At 68.9% G+C, this 11,327-nt stretch carries 15 protein-coding genes; 7 read left to right on the plus strand and 8 right to left on the minus strand.

Features of this window, described 5'->3' with window-relative positions; translation table 11 throughout:
* Positions 1–28: 28 nt before the first annotated feature.
* Positions 29–1,021: a cation diffusion facilitator family transporter gene (locus ABVF28_RS04340; protein WP_371029601.1), complete on the minus strand. Its 993-nt coding sequence runs from the start codon at positions 1,019–1,021 to the stop codon at positions 29–31.
* A 171-nt stretch (positions 1,022–1,192) separates the two neighbouring features.
* Between ABVF28_RS04340 and ABVF28_RS04345 the strand changes: the two genes are divergently transcribed.
* From ABVF28_RS04345 to ABVF28_RS04355, 3 genes are all read left to right on the plus strand, one after another.
* Positions 1,193–2,080, plus strand: coding sequence for an SDR family oxidoreductase (locus tag ABVF28_RS04345; RefSeq protein ID WP_151424197.1), 888 nt, complete (start codon positions 1,193–1,195; stop codon positions 2,078–2,080).
* 150 nt (positions 2,081–2,230) lie between these two features.
* On the plus strand, positions 2,231–2,908 hold the full coding sequence (locus tag ABVF28_RS04350) for a DUF6766 family protein (RefSeq protein WP_271984266.1): 678 nt from the start codon (positions 2,231–2,233) through the stop codon (positions 2,906–2,908).
* Between the two features lie 88 nt (positions 2,909–2,996).
* A complete protein-coding gene (locus ABVF28_RS04355; protein ID WP_371029602.1) occupies positions 2,997–3,338 on the plus strand; it encodes an ATP-dependent DNA ligase in 342 nt (113 codons plus the stop codon).
* A 22-nt stretch (positions 3,339–3,360) separates the two neighbouring features.
* Here ABVF28_RS04355 and ABVF28_RS04360 read toward each other — a convergent pair whose 3' ends face one another.
* From ABVF28_RS04360 to ABVF28_RS04380, 5 genes are all read right to left on the minus strand, one after another.
* Entirely contained in the window at positions 3,361–3,651 is a 291-nt protein-coding gene (locus tag ABVF28_RS04360) for a hypothetical protein (RefSeq protein WP_104312938.1), read from the minus strand.
* A gap of 124 nt (positions 3,652–3,775) precedes the next feature.
* Positions 3,776–5,161, minus strand: coding sequence for a cytochrome P450 (locus ABVF28_RS04365; protein WP_371029603.1), 1,386 nt, complete (start codon positions 5,159–5,161; stop codon positions 3,776–3,778).
* 73 nt (positions 5,162–5,234) lie between these two features.
* Complete coding sequence (locus tag ABVF28_RS04370) at positions 5,235–5,504, minus strand: hypothetical protein (protein WP_371029604.1); 270 nt, start codon at positions 5,502–5,504, stop codon at positions 5,235–5,237.
* Between the two features lie 167 nt (positions 5,505–5,671).
* Entirely contained in the window at positions 5,672–6,385 is a 714-nt protein-coding gene (locus ABVF28_RS04375; RefSeq protein ID WP_371029605.1) for an ANTAR domain-containing protein, read from the minus strand.
* Complete coding sequence (locus ABVF28_RS04380; protein ID WP_371029606.1) at positions 6,382–7,089, minus strand: GAF and ANTAR domain-containing protein; 708 nt, start codon at positions 7,087–7,089, stop codon at positions 6,382–6,384. The genes ABVF28_RS04375 and ABVF28_RS04380 overlap by 4 nt, the downstream gene beginning before the upstream one ends.
* 166 nt (positions 7,090–7,255) lie before the next feature.
* Between ABVF28_RS04380 and ABVF28_RS04385 the strand changes: the two genes are divergently transcribed.
* Positions 7,256–7,513 carry a hypothetical protein gene (locus tag ABVF28_RS04385; RefSeq protein WP_151424193.1) on the plus strand — a complete coding sequence of 86 codons (258 nt, stop codon included), beginning with the start codon at positions 7,256–7,258 and terminating at the stop codon, positions 7,511–7,513.
* On the opposite strand, the gene ABVF28_RS04390 is transcribed toward ABVF28_RS04385, so the two are convergent.
* Complete coding sequence (locus ABVF28_RS04390; RefSeq protein WP_371029607.1) at positions 7,495–7,902, minus strand: ATP-dependent DNA ligase; 408 nt, start codon at positions 7,900–7,902, stop codon at positions 7,495–7,497. The two genes, ABVF28_RS04385 and ABVF28_RS04390, sit on opposite strands and share 19 nt — an antisense overlap.
* An 86-nt stretch (positions 7,903–7,988) precedes the next feature.
* Entirely contained in the window at positions 7,989–8,342 is a 354-nt protein-coding gene (locus ABVF28_RS04395) for an ATP-dependent DNA ligase (RefSeq protein ID WP_371029608.1), read from the minus strand.
* A gap of 242 nt (positions 8,343–8,584) precedes the next feature.
* On the opposite strand from ABVF28_RS04395, the gene ABVF28_RS04400 reads away from it, so the two are divergent.
* The 3 genes from ABVF28_RS04400 (at position 8,585) to ABVF28_RS04410 (ending at position 11,180) form a co-directional block, all read left to right on the plus strand.
* Positions 8,585–9,058, plus strand: a complete 474-nt coding sequence (locus tag ABVF28_RS04400; protein WP_371029609.1) for a hypothetical protein — start codon at positions 8,585–8,587, stop codon at positions 9,056–9,058.
* 87 nt (positions 9,059–9,145) lie between these two features.
* Positions 9,146–10,408 (plus strand): glycosyltransferase, encoded by a 1,263-nt coding sequence (locus ABVF28_RS04405; protein WP_371029610.1) that lies wholly within the window; start codon positions 9,146–9,148, stop codon positions 10,406–10,408.
* On the plus strand, positions 10,401–11,180 hold the full coding sequence (locus ABVF28_RS04410; RefSeq protein ID WP_371029611.1) for a PIG-L deacetylase family protein: 780 nt from the start codon (positions 10,401–10,403) through the stop codon (positions 11,178–11,180). Before ABVF28_RS04405 ends, ABVF28_RS04410 begins: the two co-directional genes overlap by 8 nt.
* Positions 11,181–11,327 lie beyond the last annotated feature (147 nt).

Raw genomic sequence — 11,327 nt, forward strand, 5'->3', positions numbered from 1 at the left:
GTGGTGAGGATGCAGCGGCGCGCCCGCGTCAGGTCTGCTTGAACCCGCGGATGGACGCCAGCGTCTGCGCCCCGTCCGGGATGCTCGCGACGGGAACCAGCACCACGTCCTGCATCTTCCAGTCGAGTCGCGCGAGATCCCGTGCGACGTCCTGCAGCGCATCCACGGTCGGGGGACGACGATCGACGGGCACGACAAAGGCCTCCACGTGGAACACCTGACCCTGGTCGCGCATCCGAACGCCGACGTCGTCGACCCACGTCTCGTCCTGGAGGCGCAGGATCACCCGCTTCATGAGCGGATGCGGTTCCTGATCGTCGTGGGTGCGCGCCTGCTCGTCGAGGAGGTCGCGCACCGAGGAACGGGTGTTCTTCACCCCGTCCCAGACGATCCCTGCGGAGATGAAGAGCGCCGCGACGCCGTCGAGCCACCAGAGTCCGACCCCGATGCCGAGCACGCCCAGGATCGACGCGGCGTTCGTCTGCCAGTCGGCTTTCGCCATGTCGGCGTCCGCCGCGAGCAGCTTGTTGTGGAGATTCGGGGCGAGCCTGGCCTTCGCGCGACCGTAGACGAGCGGTCCGACGACGATGACCGCCATGACGGCGACCATGAGCCACCCCTGCCAGATGACGGTCCCGAAGAGCTGGACGCTGCCGATGGTGGGATGCTCGGCGTTCACCAACCCCAGGACGGACTCCACCGCGAGGTGGCCGCCGACGGCAAGGAGAGCGACACCGGCGACGAGATGCCCGATGCCCATTGCCCGATGCAGCCCGAACGGGAAGGTGCGGGTCGGCTTGCGCCGGATGAACACGAGCGCGATCAGAAACGCGAACTGCGGGATGAGGGAGAGCATGTCCTCGATCCAGGCGGTCTTCATCGCCTGCGAGTTGCCCACGACGAACGCGACGAGCGTGATGGTGCAGGCCGTGAAGGCGATGGTCGCCCACTCCCAGCGAACCGCGGCCCTCAGCGCCTCCCGCTGCTCCTGTGGCAGGTGCGTGCGGCCCGTGCTCCCCACTGGAATCTCCTCGCCGTCACGCGCGACCCATCGGTCGACTCCGAATCAGTGTCACGAATGCGCCCACGCGCCGCGAGACCTTGACGTGGACCCTCGCCGGTGCCACGGCGGGCGAAAGCTGGGAGGTCAAGCGGTTGTCGGCACGCCCTGCCCGAAATTAGCGTCGCGGGCATGAGCCACTACGAGAAGAAGAACCCGCTCGACCTCTACCCGAAGCCGCCGTTCCCCGAACAAGAGCAGCAGCTCCCCGGCCTGGCGCGGAAGATGACCCCCAGACCAGACCATGGCGAGGAGAGCTACGTCGGCCTCGGTCGGCTGAAGGGGTTCCGCGGCATCGTCACGGGCGGCGACTCGGGCATCGGCCGAGCGGCAGCGATCGCCCTGAGCCGAGAAGGCGCCGACCTCGCCCTGAACTATCTCCCCAGCGAGCAGGCGGATGCGGAGGAAGTGCGCGACCTGCTCGTCCGCGAGGGGCGGAAGGTCGTGCTCCTGCCGGGCGACATCAGCGACGAGCAGTTCTGCCGTGACCTCGTCGAACGCGCCGTCGCGGAGCTCGGCGGGCTCGACACGCTCGTGATGGTCGCCGGCCACCAGGAGAGCAACGGCGACATCACCACCATGACCACCGAGAGCATCGACCAGACGATGAAGACCAACGTCTACTCGCTGTTCTGGCTGACGCAGGCGGCGCTCCCGCACCTCGAACCGGGCTCATCCATCGTCACGACCGGCTCCATCCAGGGCGCCGAGCCGTCGCCTGACAAGCTCGACTACGCACTCACGAAGGGCGCGATCGGCGTCTTCACCGCTGGACTGGCGCAGCAGCTCGCGCCGAAGGGCATCCGAGTCAACTCGATCGCGCCGGGCCCGATCTGGACGCCACTGCAGCCAGCCTCATCTGACGGCGAGACCGTGGCGCACTTCGGGGAGCAGGCCCCGTACGGGCGACCGGGACAGCCCGCTGAGCTGGGCGCCGCGTACGTGCACCTGGTCAGCCCGGAGTCGAGCTACACGAGCGGGGCTACGATCACGATCGCCGGAGGCACGCCCGCGTTCTAGGACGCGGAGCGATGAACGGGAAGGCGAGGCGATGAGCGAGCGCACGAGGACCGCTGTGTCGGGGCCCAGGGTGGTGTTCTGGGCCTGGACGCTGCTCATCGGCTCCGGTCTCGCGGCCATGCTGATCCTGCCTCTGGTGGGGCGCTGACCATGCGGCGCGGCATCCGCGATGCGGGGCTCAGCCTCGCCTTCCTCGTGATCTTCGTCCTGGCGCTCCTGGGTCAGTCGATCGCGGGTCACGCATACCTGAACGAGCAGCAGGCGCAGCACGGGGACGCGAAGGTCGGGTATCTCGAGTACGTGTCCTCCTCGGACTTCATCGTGGACGTCGCCGAGAACTGGCAGTCCGAGTTCCTGCAGTTCTTCCTCTTCATCCTCGCGACGATCTGGCTCGTGCAGCGCGGATCGCCGGAATCGAAGCAGCCGGGTGATGAGGGCGTCGGCACCGACGCGGAGCAGTCCGTCGGCCGACACGCCCGAGCCGACTCGCCGAAGTGGGCGAAGAGTCGAGGGATCAGGCTGTGGGTCTACTCGAACTCCCTGCTGCTCGTCATGGGCGGCGTCTTCCTGGCCTCCTGGCTGGCGCAGTCCATCGCTGGGCGTGTGGTCGCGAACGAGGAGGGTGCGCAGCACGGCCAGCCTCCCGCGACCTGGGTCGAGTACGTGGTGTCGGCCGACTTCTGGAATCGATCACTGCAGAACTGGCAGTCCGAGTTCCTCGCGGTCGGGGCGATGGTGGTGTTCTCCATCTACCTGCGCCAGCGGGGCTCCAGCGAGTCGAAGCCGGTCGGCGTGCCGCACCGCACGAGCAGCGTCGAGGCCGACTGACTGCTCAGCGCACCCAGCACAAGCCCTGGGCGTTCCCGGCGACGGTCCGTATCGTTGGACGCATCCCCCAGGCTGACAGGAGCACACCATGGGCACGCTCGTCTACGACAGCACGTCGATCCACTTCGACGACCGTCTGCTGACCCACCTGCAGATCGTGATCGTCCAGAAGCTGAGTCGCAACGAGTCGTTCCTGATGTCCTGGAAGGACTCACCATCAGTCGGCGACGGTCGCTCGGCGATCTGGCTGACCCCGAACACGTCCATGCAGTTCAAGTTCCTGGGCGGCAAGGTGCCGGAGATCAATCGCGAGTGGCTCAAGCGGCTCGGCGAGTCAGCCGAGAGCAGCACGGGGCTTCTCGTGACGGATGAAGAGGGCAAGCTCGCACTCGTCGGCACGGACGCGCCCTACCCCGGCATGCTCCGCTGAGCGAGTCGAGCTGACAGGCGGGTCAGTACTGATCGAAGTCGATGAACACCACGTCGCCATGGTCGGCACCCTCGGTGTCGGCGCCGTCCACGGAGCCGTCGACGGAGCGATCAACGTCGCGCACATCGAGGACGTCGATGCGAACATGCGTGGCTGGCGTGATCAGCACCTCAGGGCTCCCCGGCCGGCTGCCGATGGGAACGAGGCTGCCGCCCGCCTGAAGGGCGGCGCGGATGTCGCCGTGCAGGCGGGAGATCGACTCGGCGTCATGGAGCACGAACCGGTCATGGTTGACCGTGAGCACAATCGACATCGGTGACCTCGCTTCGGCCCCCACCGACGGGGGCGTCGCAAGGTTCTTCGGAACCCCAGCCGGTTCGGATGGGAATGCGGGCGCTTCGACGCGCTGACGCGTCCCGCGGCGTCCCGTCGCACGATCAGTGCACGGGGCAGCGGCCTGCAGCGGGCTCCGACCTGGACCGGCCCGATGGCGAAGCCGGGCGGATGAGGCCTCCGGAGGAGGGCTTCGTGGGCAGTCGCCTCCGGTTCACCTCCAGGCCGACGCCCGAGATGTCGACGCGGGGGTCGCTGAGGGCTGCGATGGCGGTCGCGAGGCCCGCGATCGCGAGCTTCTCTCCGGGGCAGCGGTGCCCGGCCGCGACGTCGCCCCCACCGTGGGGGATGAACTCGGTGATGGACTCGTAGTCGTCGACGTCGAGGAAGCGCTCCGGCCGGAAAGCACCAGCGTCCTCCCAGGAGCTGTCGTCGGTGTTCGTGGCGAGGATGTCGAGGAGCAGCCGTCCACCGGCCGGAACCCGCGCACCGTCGAGCTCGATGTCGTGGCGCGCCCAGCCGGGCAGCAACGGTACGAAAGGCGCAGTGCGCCGCACCTCCTGCGCGAACGCGGTGGCGAGTGGGCCCCCGTGCAAGGAGCCGCGGGCCGCCGCCTCGTCGCCGATGCGTCGCCTCCAGTCGGGTCGATCGTGCAGTTCCTTCGCGGCGAAGGCCACGAAGCGGGCGACGGCGATCATCGGGCGGATGCTGTTCTGCAGCTCGATCCCCGCCAGTCGCGGCGACAGCAGCTCACCGTGCTCGTCGACGTGCCAGGCCCACTCGTGCAGCGCGGTTCCAGCGGGGGCAGGGATCGTCCCTGCGCGTGCCGCCTCGACGAGGCGTGCAGCGTGCCGGTCCGACCACATCCGATTGCCGAACGCGAGCAGGAACTCGGGAGAGTAGGGGACACCGAACCCGTCGACGATCTGGGCGAGACGCGCCGCCCACCGCGATTTCGCGGCCGCCGTGCCCGGCAAGCCCGCCCAGGTCATGGATGCCCGACCGAACGCGGCCACCGCCGCGTCGTACGCCGATGCGTCGTGGTCGCCACCGGCCCGGGCCTCCACCTGCTCTCGCCACTCACGCTCGAAGTGGGGGACCAGCTCCTCGACACGATCGTCGTCGTAGGCCACGCGCAGGAACGTCGCCTTCCGGTGCCGGTGCTCGGCCCCGTCGAGACTGTGCACCGAGCCGTGGCCGAAGAGGGACTCCTGCACGAACGCGGGCATCGCCCCGTGGCGCGCGATGCTGTTTTCGTCGTAGAACAGCCGGACGGCGTCGCTGCCGCGCACCAGCAGGGCCTCCCTGCCGAGGAGCCGCAGTGGCACCGCCCTGGCCTGCGCGCGAGCCCTGCTCCAGATGTGTGCCCCGAACCCGTAGCCTCTCGTCATCAACGACAGTGAATCGTCGTCGAGGGCAGCCCGCCAGGCAGGGGCGTCGGAATCTCCGGTCGAGCGGTTGTCGGTGGCCAGTGCGGTTGCGTCGGACATGCCTCCAGGCTGGCAAATCCCCTCGGCAGATCGCTGGGGAACTACTCCGCGCGAGGTGAGTGTCCCGTCTGGATCAGTACTCGTCGAAGTCGACGAAGACGATCTCGTCGCGGTCGTCGCGGTGGTCGCTCGTGCCTGGGTCTGGCGAGTCGAGCGGCAGGATGTCGATGCGCACGTTCGTGGACGGCGTGACGAGGACCTCGGGGCCGTCCGCGGTGTCGCCGATCACGAGCATGCGCCCACCGGACCGGGCCGCGTCCTCGATCTCCGCACGCACACGAGTGATCGCGTCCGGGTCGCGCAGCACGAACTGCTCACGATTGACGGCGATGAGAATGGACATGGCTGACCCCGGTTCAGCCTCCCGGCGGAGGCCTCTCGTGTTTCGACGCCAAGATCCGAGTTCAGCGGCTGGCGGCGACCGTGCGCCCCCGGCGGAGTGCACGGGGCGCGTCGGCGAGGTCTGGGCCAACACCGAGAGCGCACGCCCTCAACGTTAGAATGGGTGGGTCAGATGTCGAGCGTGCGCGCCACGAGCTGCGCGGCGACCTGCGAGAGCGACAGCTGATTCGATCTCGCGTATCCGCGGATCACATCGAACGCCTCCTCGGGCGTGATGGAGCGGCGGTAGGCGACGACTCCCTTTGCCTGCTCGATCACGACGCGGCTCTTCAGCGCGTCCTGCAGCTGCTCGCGCACGGTGTCGGCGTGACGAATCGTGCGCTCCTGGATGATGCCGATGGTCGCGACGTCCGCGAGCGCGCGAGCAGCGACGGTCTCCTGGCGCGGGAACTCACCGGGCGCCGCGCGCAGGAGGTTGAGGGTGCCGATCGTGGTGTCCCGGAGCTTCAGCGGAACCGCCTGCACGGCCAGGTAGCCGTGCTCGAGCGCACTCTCCTTGAACATTCGCCATGATTCCGGGGCCTCCCGGATGTCCTCGATCGCGACGATGCGTCCCTCGCTGAAGCTCTGGATGCACGGACCCGCATCCGCGGAGATCTGCATCGTCTCGACGACGCTCGCCGCCTCGCTCGTGGAGACCACCAGCTCGAGGTCGCCGTGCTCGTCGGCGAGCAGGATCCCAGCCGCCGTCACCTCCAGCAGCGACTGGCAGCGGTCCACGAGCGTCTGCAGCAGGTCCACGACGTCGTAGCCCGCGACGAGCGTGTCGGCGAGCACCGCGAAGGTCTCGAGCAGCTGCGTGTCCCTTGCATCGCGGATCATCGCCGCTCCTCGATTCCGGACGGCCCCGCTCGGAACGCCAGCTGTCCGGCGAGGATCTCCTCGGCGATCTCCATCATGGATCGACCTGTCGCGAAGGCATGTCCCTGGATGACGAGGGTCGCCTCGTCCGCGGTCGTCTCGAGCTGCGCCAGCACCATCCCGGTCGCCTGATGGATCTTGCGACGCGAGTGCTTGCCCTCCGGTTGGGGTTCGTCGCCTGAGGAGGCGAGCGCGAGGCGGAGGACGTTGCGCGCGACGAGCGAGGCGAGGTGAGTGGCCTGACGCGTCTGGAGCGGCTCGAAGCCGATCGGGGCGGCGGCGTAGAGGTCGATGGCCCCGACCCGCAGCGGGCCGACCAGCATCGGGAACGCGAAGAGAGCTCCCACCTTGTCGCGAGGGATGGCCGGGCCGAACGCCGGCCAGCGGGTGTCTGGCAGCTCTCGGAGGTTCGGCTCGAGAACAGGGCGCCCTGTGGCGAGGGTGTCCCAGCATGGTCCCTCGCCGAGGTCGAACTGCAGCTCGTCCAGCCGTGCGGCGACCTCGTTCGACGCAGAGACCGTCTGGTTGCCGAGCAGCTCGCCGATCGTGGAGACGGCCGCGCCCGAGACGGGGAACAGGCCGACGAGGGAGTCAGCCACGCCATCGACAGAATCGAGCGGCGCCTGCAGCGTCTGCACTGCCGCGTCGTAAGCGTCTCGTGCCATGTTGATTCCGTTCTCAGTCTCGAAAAGCTCGGAACAATCCTAGGGGAGATCACCAGCTTGTCGGGGCGTATTCGCTAGCACATGACTTCGCGTCGATCCAGGCCCAGATTCCTGGCCCGCGAGGGCGTTCACTTGACGGAGACATCTTTTCCCGGCGGAGGTGGACATGCCATTCCTAGTGACGGTTGATGACCGTGCGCACTACGTCGACGATGACGTGATGCCGACGTTGCAGCACATGATCGTGGATGCGGTCAGGCAGGGAGGGGACCTGGTTCGGTTCCCGGCGCGCGGGCGCCTCAAGCGGTGGGAGCTCATCACCACTGCCTCGTCCGTGAGTGTCCGAGAGGTGCCGGTCGCCGCCGCCGAGGAGGATGATGGCGCGCCGTTCGCGGATATCTCCTTCTACGACTTCGAGAGCTGACGCTCGTGTGCTGACCGATGCTCGAGTTTCGATTCCGGCGGTGGCGCGCTCTGCCGAGCCGCCGGCTGATAGGGGACCGGCTCGTTGGACTGCGTGCATTCGGGAACCAGATGCAACCCCGCGGCTGAGTCGTTCGTCGCGATGATGGCGCGCACCCAGTGCTCGTTCAGGTTCGGTGCACGGCTTCCACGGAAGCGGAAGCGGAGGTCGGTCTGCGGTGTGATCCAGATCGACTCGCGGCCGCCACCGAGGTCCTTCGACCGCGGGCAGGTGAAGGCAACGCTGTGCCCGGCCCGGAGGAGGCTCAAGATCGCGACTCGCAGGTGCGCCAACGGCCGGTCTTCGATCTCGATCGCGTGGGCGTCCGCCCCGTAGTACAGGTATCCCATGGCGGTCCCCCAATCCTCGTGGCCTCCTAGTAGCGTCCCGAGGCGAAGTTGAAAATTCGAGGGGTAGAGATCGCTGGCGAGTTGTGCTAGCGCCACTTATGGTGGGCGGTTCCTGGTTGCCCGCTGTCGGGGGACGCCAGCGCGAGCTCGCCGTCCTCCCCGGTGACGATCAGGCCCGTCGAGCTGTCCGCGGAACGCCCGAGCGCCGACAGCCAGTCGCGATTCACCGACGGTGCCTTGCTGCCATAGAACTTGAAGGAGATCGGGACGTTCGGCGTGAGCCAGATCGCCGCCCGCCCATCACCCGCGCTCGCGGATTCCTTCCACGACATGAGAAACGCCTCGTGACGACGGAACTTCTGGATGATCACGATCTGCAGATGCTGGAGGAGTCGGTCCTCGAACTCCAGGTGCAAGGACGCGTACGTGAGGGTTCCCATCGTGCTGCCTTTCCGGTCGGCGCGCGTGTGGCACGTGCGTCCAGCCTAGGAAGTGCGCCGAACGGCGACGCGGGGATTCCCCCCCGGCTCCGATTCGCGCTAGGGGCGGGGGCACCCAGGCGGTCGGCTGCCGGCGAGCCGTCGCGATCACTAGCGGCACGGCAACGCTGGCGCAAGCCGTTTCAGGTTCCTCCGTCCCCCTCTAGGTTCGCTGGGTGCCGAGTCCGAGGAGGTGGTGATCGATGACGGTTCTCGAGTTAACGGGGGTCGTGACCCTCATCCAGTTCGCGGTGCTCTGGGCGTGCGCCGCGGGCTGCGCCGCCTGGCAGCTCGCCAAGCGAGCTCGACACTGGATCCGCTACCACGTTCCCTCGAATCGTGCTACCACTGCCGCCCGTGACCCGGATGCGGGACCCTGGAATCAGACGGACAGGGAGGTCCTCATGAAAGCCAACCAGCGTCCAGCCGCCGCCGGCTCGACATCGGAAACCGCGCTCGCCGGGATCGTTGACATTCGGGAGTCGTTTGTGGAGGCGCCCCTGCGCGGCGAGATCCGAGAGCTGCTGTGGCAGATCGAGTATCCGGCCTCAGGGGACGATCTGCTGCGCGAGGCCGTGCGCCGCCATCTGTCGCCGCCGGCCATCAACGTGCTCCGCAACGCACGCGGGCGATCGTTCGACGGCTGCCACGCCGTGTGCCGTTGCCTGCATATCTGAGCGCGGCCGAACCCGCACTCATCTGGGCCGCGTAACGCGGGGCATCCCGAATGGCGTCGCGGGGCCGCGACGCCTACGGTCGGAGGCATGCCTGACGTCCTCCCCGATGAGCACCCCCTCCGCATCGCGTTTGTCGTGCTCCACACCTCCCCCCTCGACGAGCCGGGCACCAAGGACGCGGGTGGCATGAACGTCGTGGTGCTGGCGCAGGCTGAGGCGCTCGCGGACCGCGGCCACCAGGTCGAGCTCATCACGAGGCGCAGCGACGACGGCTCCGCGCCGACCGTTCGGCTCGGCGACAATCTGCGTCTCCACAATCTCCAGGCGGGCCCCGCTCGACTCATCTCGAAAGGCGAGCACGAGCACGTCATCGACGAGTTCCGGGATGCGCTGGCCGTCCTCCTCGTCGAGCTGTCCGTCGACGTGCTCCACGCCCAGCACTGGTTCTCCGGCGTCGCCGCCCTCCCCGTCGCACGCGAGCTGGGCATCCCGATCGTGCAGAGCTTCCACTCCATCGCCGCCGGCAGCTCGACGCCGCTCGCCGACGGGGAGCGCGCCGAGTCGCCAGGCCGCCTCGCCGGCGAGGCGATGCTCGCGAAGTCGGTCGACGCCATCGTCGTCGTGAGCAGAGCGGAGCGCGACACCGTCCTCTCGAGGCTCGGCGGCAACCCGGCGATCACCCACATCGTGCCGCCCGGTGTCGACGCCGACCTCTTCTTCCCGGCCCGGGATGCGCGGGCCGAGCCAGCCGCCCGGGAGTCGCGACCCAAGCGCGCCCTGTCCGCCGGTCGCCTGCATCCGCTCAAGGGCTTCGACCTGGCGCTCGACGCGATCGCCGAGATCGACGACGACGTGCGCCCCGACTACGTGCTCGTGGGCGCCGCCCCTCCGGACGACGACGGGCGCGCCTACGAAGCGAAGCTGCACGAGGCGGTGGCGCGGCACGGGCTCGCCGAGCACGTGCAGTACATCGGTTCGCTCAGCAGGCAGGCGCTCGCCGCCCAGCTGCGGCTCGTCGACGTCGTGCTGATCCCGTCGCACTCCGAGACGTACGGTCTGGTCGCCCTCGAAGCCGCAGCCTCAGGAGTGCCCGTTGTGGCCTCCGCCGCGGGCGGGCTGCGCGAGGCAGTTGTCGACGGCGTCACCGGCACGCTGCTCGAGACCCGCAACCCCGCGGACTGGGCGGCTGCCATCGCGGGCATCCTGCGCGACCCGGCGCGTGCCGAGCGCATGAGCGTCGCAGCTCGCGAGCACGCGCTCGCCCACTCATGGGACCTCAGCGCCGAAGGGCTCCTGGCCGTGTTCCGCCAGCTGGTCGCCCGCGCAGAGCCGGGACCGACACATGCCTGAGCGGCGTGCGAGCCTGCTCGACTCCGTGCGCCACGTCCTCATCGTGCACGCGCATCCCGACGACGAAGCCCTCGCGGGCGGCGCCTTGCTCCGCGAGCTGCATGAGCGCGGCGCCAAGGTGACGCTGGTGACCTGCACGCGGGGTGAGCTCGGCGAGATCGTCGACGGCGTCCTTCCCGCCGACACGTCGGTCGCGGACCTCGCGGACGTGCGCGAGCGTGAGCTGCGCGGGTCCCTCGATGCGCTCGGCATCGACGAGCACCGGTGGCTCGGGACACCGCCCGCACGCGCAGCGGGCCTCGAGGCGCGCGAGTACCACGACTCCGGGATGCGCTGGTTGCGGCCAGGTCTTGCGGGTCCCGCTGACGAGACCGACCTGCGGGCGTTCAGCGTGGCCCCGATCGAGGAGGTCACGGCCGACCTCGCCGCCGTCATCGCCCACGACGGCCCCGACCTCGTCATCAGCTACGACGCGACGGGCGGCTACGGGCACCCCGACCACGTTCGAGCCCGGGAGGCGAGCCTCGCCGCCGCGCAGGGCGCCGGCCTGCGGTTCGCTGAGCTCGTCGAGCAGAGCGAACGCGATCTCGCGGCCCAGATCGGCGACCTCGAATGGTTCGACCTCGAGCAGCACCGCGACGCCGTCGTCGCGGCCCTGCGCAGCCACCGCACGCAGCTCACCGTCGACGATGACGGCTCCGCGCTGGTGCACTCCGGCGGTCAGCGTCAGGACGTGCACCTCGCGATTGGCCTGCGCGAAGTGGTCGCGTAGGCCGCCTTCCCGAAACATCGCGACGAAGTCGGTTTCCGGGCGTCACACGCTGTCTTCCGACGGTCGTCTCGCTTAGGCTCGCCGTGCAACATGCTCCGGGGTCGGTGAAAGTCCGAACCGGCGGTGAGAGTCCGCGACCCGCTCGTC

The organism is Pseudoclavibacter sp. JSM 162008 (genome assembly GCF_041366455.1).
Classification (GTDB): domain Bacteria; phylum Actinomycetota; class Actinomycetes; order Actinomycetales; family Microbacteriaceae; genus Pseudoclavibacter.

Excerpts from the sequence above, each read along its gene's own strand:
- ABVF28_RS04345 (WP_151424197.1), top strand. The coding sequence starts at position 1,193 with ATGAGCCACTACGAGAAGAAGAACCCGCTCGACCTCTACCCGAAGCCG.
- ABVF28_RS04350 (WP_271984266.1), top strand. The coding sequence starts at position 2,231 with ATGCGGCGCGGCATCCGCGATGCGGGGCTCAGCCTCGCCTTCCTCGTG.
- ABVF28_RS04355 (WP_371029602.1), top strand. The coding sequence starts at position 2,997 with ATGGGCACGCTCGTCTACGACAGCACGTCGATCCACTTCGACGACCGT.
- ABVF28_RS04360 (WP_104312938.1), bottom strand. The coding sequence starts at position 3,651 with ATGTCGATTGTGCTCACGGTCAACCATGACCGGTTCGTGCTCCATGAC.
- ABVF28_RS04365 (WP_371029603.1), bottom strand. The coding sequence starts at position 5,161 with ATGTCCGACGCAACCGCACTGGCCACCGACAACCGCTCGACCGGAGAT.
- ABVF28_RS04370 (WP_371029604.1), bottom strand. The coding sequence starts at position 5,504 with ATGTCCATTCTCATCGCCGTCAATCGTGAGCAGTTCGTGCTGCGCGAC.
- ABVF28_RS04375 (WP_371029605.1), bottom strand. The coding sequence starts at position 6,385 with ATGATCCGCGATGCAAGGGACACGCAGCTGCTCGAGACCTTCGCGGTG.
- ABVF28_RS04380 (WP_371029606.1), bottom strand. The coding sequence starts at position 7,089 with ATGGCACGAGACGCTTACGACGCGGCAGTGCAGACGCTGCAGGCGCCG.
- ABVF28_RS04385 (WP_151424193.1), top strand. The coding sequence starts at position 7,256 with ATGCCATTCCTAGTGACGGTTGATGACCGTGCGCACTACGTCGACGAT.
- ABVF28_RS04390 (WP_371029607.1), bottom strand. The coding sequence starts at position 7,902 with ATGGGATACCTGTACTACGGGGCGGACGCCCACGCGATCGAGATCGAA.
- ABVF28_RS04395 (WP_371029608.1), bottom strand. The coding sequence starts at position 8,342 with ATGGGAACCCTCACGTACGCGTCCTTGCACCTGGAGTTCGAGGACCGA.
- ABVF28_RS04400 (WP_371029609.1), top strand. The coding sequence starts at position 8,585 with ATGACGGTTCTCGAGTTAACGGGGGTCGTGACCCTCATCCAGTTCGCG.
- ABVF28_RS04405 (WP_371029610.1), top strand. The coding sequence starts at position 9,146 with ATGCCTGACGTCCTCCCCGATGAGCACCCCCTCCGCATCGCGTTTGTC.
- ABVF28_RS04410 (WP_371029611.1), top strand. The coding sequence starts at position 10,401 with ATGCCTGAGCGGCGTGCGAGCCTGCTCGACTCCGTGCGCCACGTCCTC.